This window comes from Dolichospermum sp. FACHB-1091, from assembly GCF_014697585.1.
In the GTDB taxonomy this organism is placed as follows: domain Bacteria; phylum Cyanobacteriota; class Cyanobacteriia; order Cyanobacteriales; family Nostocaceae; genus Dolichospermum.
This window is the reverse complement of the sequence record NZ_JACJSB010000013.1, coordinates 20,018-37,780: the sequence shown is the minus strand read 5'-3', so window position 1 is coordinate 37,780 and position 17,763 is coordinate 20,018. Positions and strand designations below refer to the sequence as shown.

Here is a 17,763-nt window from a genome sequence, read left to right as displayed (position 1 = left end):
AATTATCAAGTGAATAGGACTTACGCACAAGTCACGGAATAATGAACCACGAAGGAACGAAGAGAACGAAGAAAAGAGGGTTTGAGAGATATTTTGCGTAAGTCCTGGTGAATATTCAGTAGGGTGTGTTACGCTGAAAGTAACACGCTTTAGTAAGATGTTACTAGAATTATACAAGTTAAATCCAGTCTGGTTGATCTAAGGTTGACTTGATAAATCATTTCTAGGCTAGATTTTTTGCCCCTTCACTGTCAAGAGAGCGATTAAAACTTTTAAAATAGTTGATATCAAGGGCTTCTAGATTTTCATATCGGTAACAACTGCCAATTTAGCGTAAAACTTATGCCATTTTCTTCTATTGTCCGTGCTTTGTCCCGATCTTTGCTGACCGCAGAACTAATCACTAAACTCAACAAACAACAGGAATTGCGGTTAAATGGGATTTCTCGTTTCCCCAAGGGACTGGTAGCTTCAGCATTAGCAAATTATGAAGATCAAAATTTGTGCGTGGTCTGTGCTACTCTGGAGGAAGCTGGGCGGGTTTTCGCCCAAATGGAAGCAATGGGCTGGAAAACTGTCCATTTTTACCCTACTTCGGAAGCTTCTCCCTACGAACCCTTTGACCCTGAAAATGAGTTAAGTTGGGGACAAATGCAGGTTTTAGCTGATTTGGTTAATTGTCAGTTGCAAAAGCAGAAAACGGCTATTATTGCTACTGTGGGGGCGTTACAGCCCCATTTACCACCACCGGAGGCGTTTAAGTCATTTTCTGTGACTTTGGAAAAAGGAATGGGTTTTGATTTGGATGAATTTGCTCTAAAAATCACTGTTTTGGGATATGAACGAGTTCCCCTGGTGGAAATTGAAGGACAATGGAGTAGACGGGGGGATATTGTGGATGTGTTTCCGGTGTCTTCGGAGTTACCTGTACGCTTGGAATGGTTTGGCGACGAAATTGAACAAATTCGGGAATTTGACCCTTCTACCCAGCGTTCAGCTTTGGATAAGGTAGAAAAAATCACTCTCACTCCCACAAGTTTCGCACCGATAATTTTAAACGGATTGAAAAATTTACCAAATGTAGAGACGTACCATGGAACGTCTCTACAAGAATTAGGAACATTAGAGGGGAGTCGGCGGTTTTTAGGGTTGGCTTTTACAAGACCCGCTTCATTACTTGACTATTTACCTAAAAATACTTTTGTGGTTATTGATGAGCCAGAACAATGTTATGCTCATAGCGATCGCTGGGTGGAAAATGCTCAAAGTCAGTGGTCAGTAGTCAGTGGTCAGTTATCTATTGAATTACCTAAAATTCATCGTAATTTTGATGAGTGTATAGCAGAAATTAGTAATTTTAAAAAGTTATATTTATCGGAATTATCAGAAGAAAATAGTGGTTTGAATTTGGGGAGTAGACCTTTACCCGTGACTCCTCACCAATTTGCTAAATTAGCGGAGACAATTAGAAAAGAACGCGATCGCAATTTTGGAATTTGGATACTTTCGGCTCAACCTTCCCGTTCAGTTTCGCTACTACAAGAACACGATTGTCCCGCGCAGTTTATTCCCAATCCCCGTGATTATCAAGCCATTGATAAACTACAAATTAATCATACACCAATTGCTCTAAAATATTCCGGTTTAGCAGAATTAGAAGGTTTTATTTTACCTTCTTATCGCTTAGTTATTGTCACCGATAGAGAATTTTATGGACAACATTCCCTAGCTAATTTTGGCTATGTCCGTAAACGTCGTCAAGCAACATCTAAACAAGTTGATCCTAATAAATTACGTCCAGGGGATTTTGTTGTTCATCGTAGTCATGGAATTGGCAAATTTGTGAAATTAGAAAGTCTGACAATTAACGAGGAAACCCGTGATTATTTAGTTGTGCAATATGCAGATGGTTTATTAAGAGTTGCTGCTGATCAAGTTGGTTCTTTATCTCGATTTAGAACTAATGCAGATAAACCTCCAGAACTGCATAAAATGACTGGAAAAGCTTGGGATAATACTAAGAATAAAGTCAGAAAAGCGATTAAGAAATTAGCAGTAGATTTGTTAAAATTGTATGCAGCGCGATCGCAACAACATGGTTTTTCCTATCCCCCAGATATGCCTTGGCAAGAAGAAATGGAAGATTCTTTCCCTTATCATCCTACCACAGATCAACTAAAAGCGGTACAAGACGTGAAACGGGATATGGAAAGTGAAAGACCCATGGACAGGTTAGTATGTGGAGATGTCGGTTTTGGTAAAACTGAAGTAGCAATTAGGGCAATTTTTAAAGCTGTCACCGCAGGAAAGCAAGTGGCACTTTTAGCACCAACGACAATTTTAACTCAACAACATTATCACACAATTAAAGAACGTTTTGCACCTTATCCAATTAATGTAGGTTTACTCAATCGCTTTCGTAGTGCGGAAGAAAAACGGAATATTCAAAAACGTCTCGCAACTGGAGAATTAGATATAGTTGTCGGTACACATCAATTATTAGGAAAAAGTGTACAATTTAAAGATTTAGGACTTTTAGTAATTGACGAAGAACAAAGATTTGGAGTTAATCAAAAAGAAAAAATCAAAAGCTTGAAAACTGAAGTTGATGTTTTAACTCTTTCCGCTACCCCTATTCCCAGAACCTTATATATGTCATTATCAGGAATTAGGGAAATGAGTTTAATTACCACTCCACCTCCAACGAGAAGACCAATTCAAACCCACCTCGCACCCCTAAAACCGGAAATTGTCAGAAGTGCAATTCGTCAAGAATTAGATCGAGGTGGCCAGGTATTTTATGTAGTTCCGCGAGTAGACGGAATTGAAGAAACCACTGCAAATTTGCGAGAAATGGTTCCCGGAGGAAGATTTGCGATCGCTCATGGTCAAATGGACGAAAGTGAGTTAGAATCAACCATGCTGACTTTCGGAAATAATGACGCGGATATTCTTGTTTGTACGACAATTATCGAATCTGGTTTAGATATTCCGCGAGTTAACACAATTTTAATTGAAGATGCTCACCGTTTTGGTTTATCTCAATTATATCAATTGCGGGGACGAGTGGGACGTGCGGGAATTCAAGCTCACGCATGGTTATTTTACCCCAAACAAAGAGAATTATCTGATGCCGCTAGACAAAGATTAAGAGCAATTCAAGAATTTACTCAACTCGGTTCTGGATATCAATTAGCAATGCGAGATATGGAAATTCGCGGGGTGGGAAACTTGCTAGGTGCAGAACAATCTGGTCAAATGGATGCAATTGGCTTTGATTTGTATATGGAAATGTTAGAGGAAGCGATTCGAGAAATTAGAGGTCAAGAAATACCCAAAGTTGAAGATACACAAATTGATCTTAACCTCACTGCATTTATTCCTTCCAATTACATTACTGATCTTGATCAAAAAATGAGTGCTTATCGCGCTGTAGCCACAGTAAAATCAAAATATGAATTAAAACAAATCGCTGCTGAATGGACTGATAGATATGGTACTATACCCGTACCAGCAAATCAATTATTGCGCGTGATGGAATTAAAACAATTAGCCAAAAATTTGGGATTTAGTCGCATTAAACCAGAGAATAAACAGCATATTGTTTTAGAAACACCCATGGAAGAACCGGCTTGGAATCTATTAGCAGAAAAGTTAACTTCAAATATGAAATCTCGGTTTGTTTATTCTCCTGGAAAAGTGACAGCAAGAGGTTTAGGAGTTTTTAAAGCAGATCAACAATTGCAGACTTTAATTGATACTTTTATGAAAATGCAAGGTGCAATTTCTGAAACTCCTTGAGTTTGATTTTGTAGATTTTGTAGGTTGGGTTAAGCGACAGCGCAACCCAACAACAGTATTAATTATCTTGGGTTTCCTTTAATCATATTGCTGATTTTCTGCACTTCATTTTGTTTGTAATAGGCGAATATTACCCTGATTTTATTTTTTGATATGTGTAAAAAACATATTTCATCAATTACTTCAAGTGCTAATACTACATTATGAAATGTGGATTAAGTTTAATTTTGGAGATTTTGTAGGTTGGGTTAAGCGACAGCGCAACCCAACAACAGTATTAATTGTCTTGGGTTTCCTTTAATCATATTGCTGATTTTCTGCACTTCATTTTGTTTGTAATAGGCGAATATTACCCTGATTTTATTTTTTGATATGTGTAAAAAACATATTTCATCAATTACTTCAAGTGCTAATACTACATTATGAAATGCGGAATGTGGGATGTTGGGTTTCCTTGCGTCAACCCAACCTACGAATACTAAAAAAGCCATTATCTATAATCGGATAAGTGATAGTATAGACTAATGGTTAATAGTTAAAGAAATAGGACAATGAAAATTAAAGTCAAAAATCTTGGTACTTTACGAGAAGCAGAATTTACTCTTGGTGACTTGACGATCATTTGTGGTTGTAATAATACGGGGAAAACCTACGCAACTTATGCTTTATTTGGATTTTTATACACTTGGAGGCAAATGCTTTCAATTCAAATCAACGATGATAAAATTGAGGAACTTCTTGCTGACGGTGTAATTCGTATTGATATCCAAGAGTATGTTAAAAAATCTGAGCAGATTATCATTAAAGCCTGTGAGAGATATACCCAGGAATTACCGAAAATTTTTGCAGCACCAATTGACAGATTTAAAAACACAAAATTTAACATCAGTCTAGAAATAAAAACTGAAGATATTAAATTAAAAAACAAATTTGATCGGAAAATGGGATCAGCTAATGCAGAAATTTTCTCTATTACTAAAAGTGAAGAAAGTACAGAATTAGTTGTGACTCTTCTTGTTGAAAAAGACAAGGTAAAAATACCACATGAATTCATTAAATTTCTAATTGCTAATGCCATAAAAGATATTATTTTTGCTCAGTTTTTCCCTCGTCCTTTTATTGCTAGTGCTGAACGAACTGGCGCGGCCATTTTTCGCAAAGAGTTGAATTTTGCTAAAAATCGTTTATTAGAAGAAATTGGTCAAGCTGACGAAAATATTGATACAATGGAACTTTTACTGAAAGAGTATGATGATTATGCTCTACCGATAAAAACGAATGTCGATTTTACTCGTAAACTTGAAACCATTGTTAAAAAAAATAGTTTCATTACCGATGAACATCCTGATCTATTAGCTGATTTTACTGATATTATTGGTGGTGAGTATACTGTCACCCGCAACGATGAGCTTTATTATGTACCTAAGGGTAAAAAAGTTAAGCTTTCTATGGATGAAAGTTCTAGTGCTGTGCGTTCTTTATTAGACATTGGCTTTTATCTGAAACACGAAGCACAACATGGTGATTTATTGATGGTAGATGAACCAGAATTAAATCTACACCCTGAAAATCAACGCCGAGTAGCCAGACTTTTTGCTCGACTGGTTAACGTGGGTATTAAGGTTTTTATCACTACCCACAGCGATTACATCGTTAAAGAACTGAATACTCTAATCATGCTTAATCATGATAAACCCCATCTCCAGCGAATTGCCCAACAAGAAGGTTATCAGCCAGAAGAACTGATTACTGCTGAAAAAATTAAAGTTTACATTGCGGAAGAAGCAAATATGAAACTAGAGGGAAATACAAAAAAAACTAAATGTCAAACTCTTATACCTGCGGATATTGACCCAGAATTGGGTATTGAAGCTCGGAGTTTTGATACAACAATTGAAACCATGAATCGGATTCAGGAAGCAATTTATTGGAGTGAAGAGTAATGTCTGATATTGCTATCTTGAAAGAAATGATTCAGGAAACCGCTACGGTATCATTAGAAATTGATCTCAACGGAGGAAATCAGGTAATACTTAAAGAACCTAAATACAATTACGATATAACTATTTATGGGATGCCTGATGGTGATAATGTTATAATTATTAATCCAGAGGAATTTAAGTCACTTGATACAATTTTCAAAGGAAAAAACGGTGAATGTAAACGTGCAGACTTTATTATCATTACCGATACTGGTAAGAAACAGACAATTATCTGTATTGAAATGAAAGCAGGAAAAGGAGGAACAATGAAAGATATTACTGCACAACTTCAAGGAGCAAAGTGTTTTGTTGCCTATTGTCGGGAAATTGGTCAATCATTTTGGGATCATCCGAATTTTCTTAAAGATTATAAATGGCGGTTTATCAGCATTAAAAACATCACGCAAAAAACAAAAACACGGTTTGACCCTAATCAAAAGTCCACTTCAAAATTACAAATACGCCATATTTCAGGTAAATCTTTTCAATTTAATGATTTAGTCCATTGCCAAAAATAATGCTAGTGATAGCTATATAGTCAAGTAAATTTTATCATCTGAATAAATTGCCGATTCTTACCAATCTCAATTAAAATCTAAATAGAGGTGACAATGATTTTACAAATAGTTAGACATCAATTTACAGTTAAACAATTTCACCAAATGGCTGAATCTGGTATTCTGTCAGAAAATGAGCGAGTAGAATTAATTCGGGGGGAAATGATTGATATGTCACCTATTGGAAGAAGACACGCTGGTTGTGTAAATAGATTAGTTAATCTGCTAATTCAGCTTTTAGGAAAACGGATCATTCTTGCACCTCAAAACCCTGTAGAATTAAATGAAACTTCTGAACCCCAACCAGACATAGCATTATTAAAACCACGTCCAGATTTTTATAGAAATTCACACCCCCAACCAGAAGATATATTTTTGTTAATAGAAGTGGCTGACACAACTGTAAAATATGATCGGGATGTGAAAATTCCTTTATATGCGGAAGCAAATATTCCTGAAGTTTGGTTAGTAGATGTTAATCAGGAAATTATCGAAGTATATCGAAATTCTCTTGAGGGAATTTATCAAGATGTACAAAGGTTAACAAAAAATCAAAGTTTATCAATTTTAGCTTTTCCTGATGTGAGTATTCATCTGAGTGAACTATTTTAGTTAAATTTTTAGTTAGATTTTATGCTCTCCTGGCGGTTAGAAACTGCTTCTACAACAGCCAAAACTGAAACTCCTTGAGTTTGATTTTGGAGGTTGGGTTAAGCGACAATGAATTTCCCAATTGGGATTAATTAGGTATCCCGCAAAAAAGAATGTAGAGACGTTCTATGAAACATCTCTACAACAATTTTAGAAACCGCACATTTAATCAATTGGATCAATACCCAGAGCGCGTAACTGTTCTGCTAACCTTTTAGCCCGTTGGCTTTCTTGTTCAGCCCGTTGGCTTTCTTGTTCAGCCCGTTGTCTTTCCTGTTCAGCCCGTTGACTTTCTTGTTCAGCCCGTTGACTTTCTTGTTCAGCCCGTTGACGTTCCTGTTCAGCCCGTTGACGTTCCTGTTCAGTTCGTTGCTGTTCTTTTTCTAGCTTTTCTACAGCCCAGGGTAACAAATTACCTGCTTGATCCCACCACCGTAGCCAGTAACCTATGCGACCTTCCTTTTCCCCTTCCCACAATCCCAAAAATAATCCCATATCTGTAATCCAGTAACGATTATTTTCGTCTTTTGGCTGTAATTTATACTGTCCTGACTCGATTTGATGAACTTCTAATACAGCAGTCAGGGGATCAAAAATTACATAAGTAGGAACTTGGAGAATTTGTTCATAAAAAAACCATTTTCCGGGGGGGAAAGTGCGTCTAGCTGAGTATTCTTTTCCGTCAGTATCTGAGCAAAATTCCATGACAATACTGGGAATTTCCCCTTCTAGGTGGGGTGTATAGCTGCGTCTATCTGTCACCCCAGATAGGGGTAAAACTGTCCGCACAAAAAACCAATCTGGTGCTTTGACAACAAGTTTACCATCCATGGTGGCACAGATGCCCAAATTTGCCGCTATCAGCATGGTGGGTTGAATATATCCACTTAATTCTAGACTTTCTCGTAATGCTCCAGCAATTAATGGTTGTGCGGTGTTTTCCACAGGTTCTTCTTCTAAGATAAAATCTTCGGGTAATGCTTCCCAAGAAATTGTCACTTTTGATAGTTCGGCAACGGTCGGTATTGGAGTAGCAACCATAACTCTAACTCCCTGGGTATTTTGGGTATTTTTGGTAATTTGATTTATTTTAAATTGTCTTATTATAGCTGAATACTTGATCCTGAATATATTTTTTAAATATGTTCATGTTGTGGCTTTCCCTGGGGAAAGATTGACCTTGAGTATTCGCTCAATACTTTGTTTGAGTTGTGATACTGAACAAGAAAGAGATGAAAATGCCACCAAAAACATAGAAATGGTCGGGATGGGACTGTAAGACTGTTTCGGCTGCGAGTTACCGTGAACTGTTAAGAATCACTGACCTTCTAGGTCGGTGAGTATGTCAATAACTAGCTTTTACTTGGGTGCTATTGCCGTTTTCGGAATTTCCATCACCGGGTTGTTTAAAGCCACCATTAAAGGTGAATCTGTGGCTGCTGGTTGTGTTGTCGCTGGAGTCAATTCTGTTGTTTTTGCCACTTGTAGTATTCTGGATGAGTCGCCAGGTAATAAACTGGAAACTGTACCCAGAATACAAGCTGCTAAGGCCGCCCCACCAAATACCCAGGCCAACTGGTAGCGGCGGTTAACACGCTTGAATAATTGCTCAATTGTGCTTTCTGACGACTGATTGGCTGCGGGGACAGGTATGTTCTGTAAGCCTTGTCTAAGATTTAACAGTCTTTTATATAAGCATTTGACGGAGGCATCAGTTGATAGCCATTCTTCAACTTGCCTACGTTCAGTAGCAGTTACTTCGCCATCTAGATAAGCACTTAACAACTCGAAACAATCGCGCTTCTGCATATTCATATTACTTGTTGATTCATTTTTGCTGCTCAATGACAGAAAATCAGAAAATATATATTTTCGTTGACAGTCGTTAATACTTCTTAAAGTTTGCCATAGAATCGAGGAAACATGATGTAGATTATATATCTAGATAGCTTTGCAACTGAGTTTGTAACCTAGATCTGGCTCTGGCTATTCTAGATTTCACAGTTCCTAGAGAAACTCCGGTAAGTTCGGCAATTTCTTCATAAGCCAGACCTTCTATTTCTCTAAGAACAATAGTAGTCCGAAAAGCCTCCGGTAAATCGGCGATCGCTTCTCGCAACTGCTCATAAAATTCTCTCGTCGTCATTTCCTCATCTGGACTTGGCGTATCACCGGCAATTTCCCAATCCATTTCACCGTCTTCTAGACTCCGAGGAGCATCTAGTGACAGGGGGCTGGCTACCCGTTTGCGTTTACGTAATTCATCATAAAACAAATTAGTGGCAATACGACTTAACCAACCTCGGAACTTGGTAGGGTCTTGTAATCGGCTAATATTCCTATATACACGAATCCAAACTTCCTGGGCTAAATCGGCTCTGTCAGACCAATCAGGGGCTAAATGATATAAAACTCGATCAACTTGGGTTTGATGGCGGCGTAGCAGTTCTGCAAAGGCAGCACGGTCTGGACGCAATCCGACTTGACAGCGTAAAATAAGATCGTGGTTTGAGAGTTTGTCAATTTGCACCGATGCTGCTGGATAGGTGGCACCAACTGTTGACCAGGATACACTAACGGATTGATTCATTGATTATCGATTAGCTTCAAATCACTCCTTTCTCTCAGACTTAGACTGGATAATTGATGAAAAGTTCCCCAGTAAGGTAACGGGTTTATAATCGAAATACCGAAATATGGTGATGGGTAATGAATGGGTAATTGGTGAAATTCACATTAGTTACCAGTTCCTAGTTGGAGATGTCAGGGATAAATAACAGGCGATAGTAATGGTAAGAAACAAATCTGTAGCGAGTATGGTCATGTTTCTCTGTTTTGGTACAGCAATTTTATCTCTAGCTGTCCATTTGCAAACTATGAGAAAAACAGGCCAGTTAAATCATTCTAGGTCAATAAATCTGTATCCCCAGGAGTCACAAGTGGCGATTGGGGAAAGTGCAATTGCAGCTTCTGCACCTACCTCTCCCCGAAAGGCTGGGACAATTAATTTAGATTTAGATTCTTCTCGGAAAAAACCCAAGTCAAGTTTGGCTAGTATTACAGATACAATTAACAATACAAAACCAGAAGTACCAGCACCAGACACAAACCAGGTGGTAGTAGATTTAAGCGATCGCCGTGTCTATGTTTTTCAGTATGATGAGGTAATAGCTAGTTACCCCATCGCTATTGGTAAAAAGGGCTGGGAAACACCAACCGGCAATTTTAAAGTTATCCACAAAGAACATCATCCCATTTGGCGACATCCCATTACAGGTGCTATCTTTGACGGTGGTACTAATAGTCCTTTAGGCGATAGATGGATTGGTTTTTGGTCAGATGGTCGCAATGAAATTGGCTTTCATGGTACACCAGATGTTGATTTAGTGGGAGCGGCTGTTTCTCATGGTTGTCTGAGAATGCGTAATCCTGATGTACGGATGTTGTATAGCCAAGTTTCTTTAAATACACCTGTATTAGTCCGTGATTGAATTAGGTTCATTTAATTTCCTGGGATTTCCACGGTAATGGGTCAACTGATTGTCCGTTTACATACAAGCCCCAGTGCAAGTGGGGTCCGGTAGATGCACCGGTTGAACCTACTGTACCAATTTTTTGACCAGCTTTGACAAAATCACCTTCTTGAACATTTATACGACTCAGGTGCATGAAAATACTGACTACTCCTTGACCGTGATCAATGCCGATAACATTACCATGAACTCGGAAACCTTGGGATACTGTCCCCACTAGGGCAACTCTTCCCGCTGCGGGGGCTGTTACAGATGATCCTGCTGCTCCTGCGTAATCCAGTCCACGATGGTAGTAATCATTGGCAAATACGCCATTGTAGTAGCGACGGACACCATATCTAGTAGATTTTCTCCCGGCGTTGGGGGTGAGAAAAACACCGTTCCAGTATTTTTCCGGTGTCTGGAGGGCTTTAAGTTCTGCTACTCGCTTTAGTTCTTCCTGGGTGGCTTTTACTCCAGCTTTACCCGGTGGTAAGGTGATGCGTTGAACTGGAAATTTGCGATCGCGCACTTGTATGGATAGTTTTTGTTCCTGTGCCTCCTGGGACACTCTAATTGTTCTCACTCCAGCTTTTTCTAAGGGAGTTGTGGGAATAAAGGAACGGTATTGACGAGGTGCAATTTCAAAAGCTGGATAGGTTTTTTCGCCAATTGTCACCGTAGGATTACTAAGACTTTTTTGAGCATCTGCCTCAATTAATACTGAAACTGTATCTCCCAATTGGGGATTTTTAGGCATTATCTGTACTTCTAAAGCCTTTGCGGGTAAGCCTAAAGCCATGGGAATGGCAGTAATTATGCCCAAGAGTATCTTAACACGGTTGCTCATTGTCAGAATCAAAATTAAAGGATTAACAGGGTAAAAACAGGATTTAAGGCTTTTCCTGAACGGGGAGAGGTTTATCGGAGAGGTTTTGTCATGTTTGTAACTCCAGAATGTGACTGGAATTTTTTCCCAGTCAAATATTAAATCATAAATTTAGCCAAACCAAATTAACCACAGAGGTAGAACTAAAAATAACCCAATAAAGGTTAAAGCAATGCTACTGGCTAATAAATTCCGATCTAAGTCGTAAACTTCCGCTAAAATTAGTACGGAAAGTCCTGTGGGTGTCCCTGACATAAGTACCAAGACTAAACGCTGTTCGTCAATTATACCTGCATAGGTCGCACCTAATCCCACTAATAAGGGGATAATCAAAACTTTCAGAATACTGGCTATTATGGCAATATGCAGATTTTGATATTCTTTTATTGTTCCTAGTCGCAAACCAACCAGGAACAAAGCGAGGGCAATTACCACCCAAACAGCCTGATTTAAACCTGATTCAATGACTGCGGGTAATTGCACAAATTGGGTATTTAAGCCAATGAAAAACGTCCACAGACTGGGAACCGTAGCTATATCTCGCAATTGTATCCACCAATGATTTTCCGTGGCTCTCTGTCCAAAATAACTAGCAATTAAGACAGCAATTCCATAAGTACCAACACCATTATTTGTGACGCTAAATAATAATGCTGAATCGTTATTTTCCGGTCCTGTTAGCACTTGTGTTAGTGTTAGTCCAACAAAACCAGTATTTCCTAAAATTGTTGCCAAAATAAAACTACCTAAACTGGCTTTTCTTAAAGATTCGGGTACTTCTACGCTTTTTTGCTCTGTCTTGATTTTATTAAACCATTGCCAAAACCACCAAGTCAATAGCGCTAAAGCTAAACTTAGTATTAATATTGCTACTGCTATGGACGGTATTAGTTCACTATTTGCCGCATTAGTATGACGTGCTAATACTAACAATTGTAGTGGCACTCCTACCCAGTATAGTGACTGTCCTAGCCACTTAGCAAATTTATCGGAGCTAAATCGAGATAATATTAGACCTAACCCTATCCAAGTAAATAGGGGAATATAAGCTTTAAATAGGGTTTCAATCATGATCAAGTGGTTAGTTTTTTTGCCCGCTTTATAAGTAATTATAGTTGCAAATCATGAGTTACAATACTTGTTACCAATTACCAATAATAATCAAAGTTAAAACTAATGATAGTATTACAGCAAATTGTCATCAAACCCGGAACAAGAACCCCACCCCCAACCCCTCCAATATCAAAAGTTTATCCTTTTCTTCCCCCCGCTGCGGATTGAGGGGGGTGCGAGGAGGGGGCTAAGATGTACCTTATATGATTGGAAATCGCTGTAATTAGCAGAATAGATCAATTATGGAAAAAACCTGCTCCTCAAAACCAGACAGAGAAACCTTGAGACAGTTGGCGACAGAGCAACTGGTAGAGATGGTCGTGGAGCAGGCGCTCGCTCTCGTTTTCTGTAGTAGTTGAAAAAACGAACTATGGAAAATAAAAAATCCATAATTCGCTTAAGAAGAGAGAGTCGGTAGTAAGCCGGGTTCTGTTCTCTTGCGAGGGCAGTTATCTATCTGGGATGCTTGTTACCAAACACCTCTAGCGGCTCTTTTTTAGCGGAACTGGTAAAAGACCAACCGTAGTTCCTCCGGCCTTGCTCCCAACCGGGGTTTACCGAGCCAACGTCTCTCGACGTTGCTGGTGCGCTCTTACCGCACCTTTGCACCCTTACCAACCAATAAATTGACTGGCGGTATCTTTCTGTGGCACTATCCTCACGATCGCTCGCACTGGACGTTATCCAGCAAGTTTGGTCTTTCGGGAGCCCGGACTTTCCTCAAACCAGTCTGAATGACTAATCTGCAACCGCCTACGCCTACTCTCCCCTCATATTCTAGTTTAAACTTTAATAATGTAAGTTGCTAGTTAGGTAAATTGTCAGAATCAGGATGTCTAGGATTAAAGGATGAACAGGATCAAACCAGAGCTTTTATTACCAATTACCAATTACCAATTACCAATTACCAATTACCCATTACCCATTACCAGCCTTAACGAGATAACTAACAACTTGAGTTAATAATGCATAAGTAAGTCGGCAAAATAAAATAGTATCTTTTTTCTAGTTAGCTAATTTACCTACAACCCTTATAGAGACGTGACCGGGGTAGGGATTCTCGACTCTACAATCTTTACCTCCAGATGTCTATTTAGATGGTGGAGTAATTTTATGTCAGTTGAATTTCTGCTCTAAAAACAGTTTGATCATCAGTATGTGAAATCTGAAAACCGAGTTTTTTACATACTTGCTGCATCACTGAATTATCAGCTAAGATGTCAGCATAGATACAGCAGATTTTCTCATTTTTACCAACTTCTAGTAATTTCCAGAGTAATTCCGTACCTAAACCTTGATATTGAAACTGATCACTCACAAGTATAGCAAATTCCGCGCTTTTATTTTCATGTGATTTACTTAATCTTCCTACTGCTAATATTTCCCTGTTTTTTGTTTGAGGATTTTGGTATTCTGCAACTAAGGCCATTTCTCGATCATAGTCAATAAAACACATCCTGGTTAGTCTTTCATGGGTAATGCGTTGACTCAATTTAATTAAGTGGAAATAGCGGAAATAGACACTTTCTGCTGATAGAGTTTTGTGAAATTCTACCATTAACGGTTCGTCTTCAGGACGAATAGGACGAATAATAACTGGTATACCATTTTTCAATTGCCAATTACTAATATATTGACTGGGATAGGGACGAATTGCTAATTTTGGTAATTGATTTTCTGTTAGATCAGGAGAATGTAAAACTATTCTCGCATCTAAGGCAATTAATCCTCTAGGATTTTCTGGAGTTGGAGGAAAAGCTAATAATGGATTAATATCAATTTCTTTAATGTCAGGTTGTTCTATAACTAATTGACTAAATTCTACCATTAATTGTTCAAGGGCAGAAATATTAATACTTTTGCGTCCTCTGACTCCTGACAATGCTTGATAAATTTTTGTTTGTTCCATCATCCGTCGTGCTAGGGTAGTATTAAGAGGAGGAAGTGCCAGGGAACTGTCCTGAAATATTTCTACTAATTGTCCTCCAGTACCAAATAATAATACTGGTCCAAATTGGGGATCTAAACTACTACCAATAATCAATTCATAACCGTCGGTTTTTACCATTGGTTGTACAGTAACACCAAGAAAATCTTCTGCTTTTCCTTTCTCCTTTACTGATGTTTCAATATGCTCATAAGCAAGTTTTACAGCTTCCCCATTTTGTAAATTTAACTGCACACCTCCCACATCAGTTTTATGGGTAATTGTTTGAGAATATAGTTTTAAAACCACCGGATAACCAATATTTTCTGCACATTTGACGGCTTGGTCTGCACTTTTAGCAATGCAACCAGCCACTACAGGAATACCATAAGCAGCTAAAATTTCTTTAGATTCAAATTCCGTGAGAATTGTTCTTTTTGCTGTTCTTGCAGCTTGCATAATATTTGTAATATTAGCACAATTGCGAGTATTAACATCACAAATTAATGTTGGTAAAACCGGAGTTTCATAAATACCGCGCAGGTTATAACTCGATTTCCACATATAACTAAATACCCGCGCGGCTGCGTCAGGATAAGCATAAGTGGGAATACCTTGACTATTGAGAATTTGTTCTCCCGCAGCTACATCATTACCTCCCATCCAACTAGCTAAAATCGGCTTATTAGACAGTTGGGCGTAAGCTTTTAATTGTACTGCAATTTCGGTAGGATCTGTCATAGATTGGGGTGTTAAAATTACTAATAAACCGTCACTATTGGGATCTTTGGTAACAATTTCTAAAGCTTTTTGATAACGTTGAGGGTCAGCATCTCCTAAAATATCAATAGGATTATTATGACTCCATTGTGGTGGTAAAATTTCATTTAAAGAGGTCATTGTTTCGGGGGAAATAGTTGCTAATTCTCCACCGTTTTCAATTAAAGTATCTGTTGCTAATACTCCTGGACCACCAGCATTAGTTAAAATCGTCAACCGTGAACCTTGGGGACGGGGTTGTTTTGCTAATACTTCCGACATATCAAATAAATCGGAAATACTATTGACTCGTAATACCCCACAACGACGAAAAGCTGCATCTAAAACAGCATCACTTCCTGTTAATGCACCCGTGTGAGAAGCTGCGGCTTTAGCTGCGGCTGCGGTACGACCGGCTTTAATCACAATTATCGGTTTTGTTAAAGCCACTTCTCGCGCTGCTGACAGAAAAGAACGGGCATTTCCAATAGATTCCATATAAATTACAATACTTTTTGTCTGAGGATCATCACCCAGATAATAAATTAAATCACCCCAACCAATATCTAACATTGAACCAATAGAAATAAAGGCACTAAAACCCACATTTTCTTTTAAACTCCAGTCCAGAATTGATGTACATAAAGCCCCACTTTGGCTAATAAAACCGACATTTCCCGGACGGGCTATTTTACTAGCAAAAGTAGCATTTAACCCAGAGATTGGATTCATTACTCCTAAACAATTAGGACCAATAATTCTAATTTTTCCCCCTTGTGCTTGTTGCAGTATTTCCTGTTCTAAAACTAGACCTTTTTCTCCTGCTTCTTTAAAGCCAGCAGAAATAATAATTGCACCTTTAATTCCCGCCTCAACACAATCAGATATAATTTTGGGTACGGTTGGTGCAGGGGTGACAATAACAGCTAAATCAATTTTTTCAGGAACATCAAATATAGTAGAATAGGCTTTAATTCCTAATACACTATGACGGTAAAGATTAATAGGGAAAACAGTCCCTCCAAAGGGATTAGTAATTAAGTTCCAAAGTAAGGTTCTTCCCACACTTCCAGGTTTTTCGGTAGCACCAATTACGGCTACAGTTTGCGGTTGAAATATAGCATCTAAGGGATTAATTCTGCTCACTTGCAAGATATCATGAGCTTTATCGCTAGGTTTTTTAGTAAATGTTTCCATTTATAACTCCGAGTAATTTATAGTTAATTTTGTAGTTAATTTTGTAGTTAATTTTTATATTATATCGTTTCCCAGTCTCATGAAGTACACACCAATTTACTCCCTGTTCCCTGTTAAGAGTTCCCTGTTCCCTTGCTTTTGTAGTTAATTTTTATATTATATCGTTTCCCAGTCTCATGAAGTACACACCAATTTACTCCCTTTTCCCTGTTCCCTGTTAAGAGTTCCCTGTTCCCTTGCTTTTGTAGTTAATTTTTATATTATATCGTTTCCCAGTCTCAAGTAGAATTTTGTCCTTTACCAATAATATTAATTATTTTATTTAGAGCTATATTAATTCCTATTTCTGCTATGGGGGAAAGACAATCTCCTAATTCAAAATTCACCCCTGGTACTGTGACTAACCAAGCAGTTGGACAATAACCATAGAGGTATTTAGTCAAAGATAAAAGCGATCGCGGATTACCAATATGTCCTAACATCATATTAGATATAATATCAGATATTGAATTAGATTCACTGGGCAATATAGACTCCACTTCCACATTTTCCGATTCTGAACTGATCATAGCATCTACAAAAATTGCTAAATTGACATTTGCTAAATTTGCTGCTAATTCTGGGGTAAGTTGGTGAACTGCAAGAGATTCAACATCAGATAAATGCCAAGAATTGATAATATTGGCGACTTTTTGACCAATGGCATCATCACTGCGTAATTCATTGCCATAACCAATTATAATTGTAGTTACGCTCATTTCTCTTATTTCTTTTATAAATTTATGTAAATAGGGTATTTATTTTTCGGCTCATCAGTTATATAATACCCTCAGGTATGGTTATAAAACCTGTAAAAATTTTAAATAAATTGCGAGGCTGTTTTATGCCTGAAGTGAATTTTCAAAAGTCAATTAATAGCACTGCTGCTAAGATTGTAGAAGAATATACAGCGGGAAAAAGAGATTTTGAGAGAGCAGAATTAAGTGACGCTAATTTGCAGGGTTTGGACTTAAAAGGCTCTAATTTCAGCTATGCTGATTTGAGCAAAGCTAACCTCAGCGACGCTAATTTGCGGGGATGTGATTTGAGTTTTAGCGATTTGAGTCAAGCTAATTTACAAAATACAGATTTGCGAGGAGCGATGTTGATTTCTGCCAACTTGCGTACAGCTAACTTACAGGGGACGCATTTAGAAAAAGCAGATTATAACCATAACACCCATTTTCCTCCAGATTTTGACCCTATTACAGCAGGTTTAACCATGAGTCAACCATCAGTATAAATATTGATGCGGCTATATCAGCCGCTAATTATTTATACTTGTATTAATATAACATTAATATAAATTGTCAAAAATAGGCCATTATATTAATTC

General features: G+C 38.0%; 14 protein-coding genes and 1 other RNA gene. 6 read left to right on the top strand and 9 right to left on the bottom strand.

Translation table 11 applies throughout. From position 1 onward, the window contains the following. Window positions 1-342: 342 nt before the first annotated feature. Window positions 343-3,801: a transcription-repair coupling factor gene (mfd, locus tag H6G25_RS10235; protein WP_190392389.1), complete on the top strand. Its 3,459-nt coding sequence runs from the start codon at window positions 343-345 to the stop codon at window positions 3,799-3,801. A 248-nt stretch (window positions 3,802-4,049) separates the two neighbouring features. Here mfd and H6G25_RS20930 read toward each other — a convergent pair whose 3' ends face one another. Continuing rightward, window positions 4,050-4,292: a hypothetical protein gene (locus H6G25_RS20930; RefSeq protein ID WP_206754777.1), complete on the bottom strand. Its 243-nt coding sequence runs from the start codon at window positions 4,290-4,292 to the stop codon at window positions 4,050-4,052. A gap of 60 nt (window positions 4,293-4,352) precedes the next feature. Here H6G25_RS20930 and H6G25_RS10230 point away from each other — a divergent pair, with 60 nt between their 5' ends. The 3 genes from H6G25_RS10230 (at window position 4,353) to H6G25_RS10220 (ending at window position 6,952) form a co-directional block, all read left to right on the top strand. Beyond that, complete coding sequence (locus tag H6G25_RS10230; protein ID WP_190392388.1) at window positions 4,353-5,744, top strand: AAA family ATPase; 1,392 nt, start codon at window positions 4,353-4,355, stop codon at window positions 5,742-5,744. Next, complete coding sequence (locus H6G25_RS10225) at window positions 5,744-6,301, top strand: hypothetical protein (RefSeq protein ID WP_190392387.1); 558 nt, start codon at window positions 5,744-5,746, stop codon at window positions 6,299-6,301. The genes H6G25_RS10230 and H6G25_RS10225 overlap by 1 nt, the downstream gene beginning before the upstream one ends. A gap of 93 nt (window positions 6,302-6,394) precedes the next feature. Further along, window positions 6,395-6,952 (top strand): Uma2 family endonuclease, encoded by a 558-nt coding sequence (locus tag H6G25_RS10220; RefSeq protein ID WP_190392386.1) that lies wholly within the window; start codon window positions 6,395-6,397, stop codon window positions 6,950-6,952. A gap of 204 nt (window positions 6,953-7,156) precedes the next feature. Here the strand turns inward: H6G25_RS10220 and H6G25_RS10215 are convergent, their stop codons facing one another. The 3 genes from H6G25_RS10215 to H6G25_RS10205 form a co-directional block, all read right to left on the bottom strand. Continuing rightward, the gene (locus H6G25_RS10215; protein WP_190392385.1) at window positions 7,157-8,032 is read right to left on the bottom strand and encodes a Uma2 family endonuclease; all 876 of its coding nucleotides are present in this window, start codon (window positions 8,030-8,032) and stop codon (window positions 7,157-7,159) included. Between the two features lie 318 nt (window positions 8,033-8,350). After that, window positions 8,351-8,800, bottom strand: coding sequence for a zf-HC2 domain-containing protein (locus tag H6G25_RS10210; protein WP_190392384.1), 450 nt, complete (start codon window positions 8,798-8,800; stop codon window positions 8,351-8,353). 124 nt (window positions 8,801-8,924) lie between these two features. Continuing rightward, complete coding sequence (locus tag H6G25_RS10205) at window positions 8,925-9,581, bottom strand: sigma-70 family RNA polymerase sigma factor (RefSeq protein ID WP_190392383.1); 657 nt, start codon at window positions 9,579-9,581, stop codon at window positions 8,925-8,927. A gap of 193 nt (window positions 9,582-9,774) precedes the next feature. Between H6G25_RS10205 and H6G25_RS10200 the strand changes: the two genes are divergently transcribed. Continuing rightward, window positions 9,775-10,482 carry a L,D-transpeptidase family protein gene (locus H6G25_RS10200; protein WP_190392449.1) on the top strand — a complete coding sequence of 236 codons (708 nt, stop codon included), beginning with the start codon at window positions 9,775-9,777 and terminating at the stop codon, window positions 10,480-10,482. A 7-nt stretch (window positions 10,483-10,489) separates the two neighbouring features. On the opposite strand, the gene H6G25_RS10195 is transcribed toward H6G25_RS10200, so the two are convergent. The 5 genes from H6G25_RS10195 to H6G25_RS10175 form a co-directional block, all read right to left on the bottom strand. After that, window positions 10,490-11,353 carry a M23 family metallopeptidase gene (locus H6G25_RS10195; RefSeq protein ID WP_190392382.1) on the bottom strand — a complete coding sequence of 288 codons (864 nt, stop codon included), beginning with the start codon at window positions 11,351-11,353 and terminating at the stop codon, window positions 10,490-10,492. Window positions 11,354-11,503: 150 nt separating this feature from the next. Continuing rightward, a complete protein-coding gene (locus tag H6G25_RS10190) occupies window positions 11,504-12,463 on the bottom strand; it encodes an AEC family transporter (RefSeq protein WP_190392381.1) in 960 nt (319 codons plus the stop codon). Window positions 12,464-12,907: 444 nt separating this feature from the next. Then, window positions 12,908-13,272, bottom strand: an RNA gene (gene rnpB / locus H6G25_RS10185) — RNase P RNA component class A. Between the two features lie 344 nt (window positions 13,273-13,616). Beyond that, a complete protein-coding gene (locus tag H6G25_RS10180) occupies window positions 13,617-16,388 on the bottom strand; it encodes a bifunctional acetate--CoA ligase family protein/GNAT family N-acetyltransferase (protein ID WP_190392380.1) in 2,772 nt (923 codons plus the stop codon). A 278-nt stretch (window positions 16,389-16,666) separates the two neighbouring features. Further along, a complete protein-coding gene (locus tag H6G25_RS10175; RefSeq protein WP_190392379.1) occupies window positions 16,667-17,146 on the bottom strand; it encodes a hydrogenase maturation protease in 480 nt (159 codons plus the stop codon). A 125-nt stretch (window positions 17,147-17,271) separates the two neighbouring features. Between H6G25_RS10175 and H6G25_RS10170 the strand changes: the two genes are divergently transcribed. Continuing rightward, on the top strand, window positions 17,272-17,670 hold the full coding sequence (locus H6G25_RS10170) for a pentapeptide repeat-containing protein (RefSeq protein WP_190392378.1): 399 nt from the start codon (window positions 17,272-17,274) through the stop codon (window positions 17,668-17,670). Window positions 17,671-17,763: the final 93 nt, after the last annotated feature.

What these genes read in the sequence shown, in the direction of transcription:
- mfd (WP_190392389.1), top strand. Translation starts at nt 343, where the DNA reads ATGCCATTTTCTTCTATTGTCCGTGCTTTGTCCCGATCTTTGCTGACC.
- H6G25_RS20930 (WP_206754777.1), bottom strand. Translation starts at nt 4,292, where the DNA reads ATGGCTTTTTTAGTATTCGTAGGTTGGGTTGACGCAAGGAAACCCAAC.
- H6G25_RS10230 (WP_190392388.1), top strand. Translation starts at nt 4,353, where the DNA reads ATGAAAATTAAAGTCAAAAATCTTGGTACTTTACGAGAAGCAGAATTT.
- H6G25_RS10225 (WP_190392387.1), top strand. Translation starts at nt 5,744, where the DNA reads ATGTCTGATATTGCTATCTTGAAAGAAATGATTCAGGAAACCGCTACG.
- H6G25_RS10220 (WP_190392386.1), top strand. Translation starts at nt 6,395, where the DNA reads ATGATTTTACAAATAGTTAGACATCAATTTACAGTTAAACAATTTCAC.
- H6G25_RS10215 (WP_190392385.1), bottom strand. Translation starts at nt 8,032, where the DNA reads ATGGTTGCTACTCCAATACCGACCGTTGCCGAACTATCAAAAGTGACA.
- H6G25_RS10210 (WP_190392384.1), bottom strand. Translation starts at nt 8,800, where the DNA reads ATGCAGAAGCGCGATTGTTTCGAGTTGTTAAGTGCTTATCTAGATGGC.
- H6G25_RS10205 (WP_190392383.1), bottom strand. Translation starts at nt 9,581, where the DNA reads ATGAATCAATCCGTTAGTGTATCCTGGTCAACAGTTGGTGCCACCTAT.
- H6G25_RS10195 (WP_190392382.1), bottom strand. Translation starts at nt 11,353, where the DNA reads ATGAGCAACCGTGTTAAGATACTCTTGGGCATAATTACTGCCATTCCC.
- H6G25_RS10190 (WP_190392381.1), bottom strand. Translation starts at nt 12,463, where the DNA reads ATGATTGAAACCCTATTTAAAGCTTATATTCCCCTATTTACTTGGATA.
- H6G25_RS10180 (WP_190392380.1), bottom strand. Translation starts at nt 16,388, where the DNA reads ATGGAAACATTTACTAAAAAACCTAGCGATAAAGCTCATGATATCTTG.
- H6G25_RS10175 (WP_190392379.1), bottom strand. Translation starts at nt 17,146, where the DNA reads ATGAGCGTAACTACAATTATAATTGGTTATGGCAATGAATTACGCAGT.
- H6G25_RS10170 (WP_190392378.1), top strand. Translation starts at nt 17,272, where the DNA reads ATGCCTGAAGTGAATTTTCAAAAGTCAATTAATAGCACTGCTGCTAAG.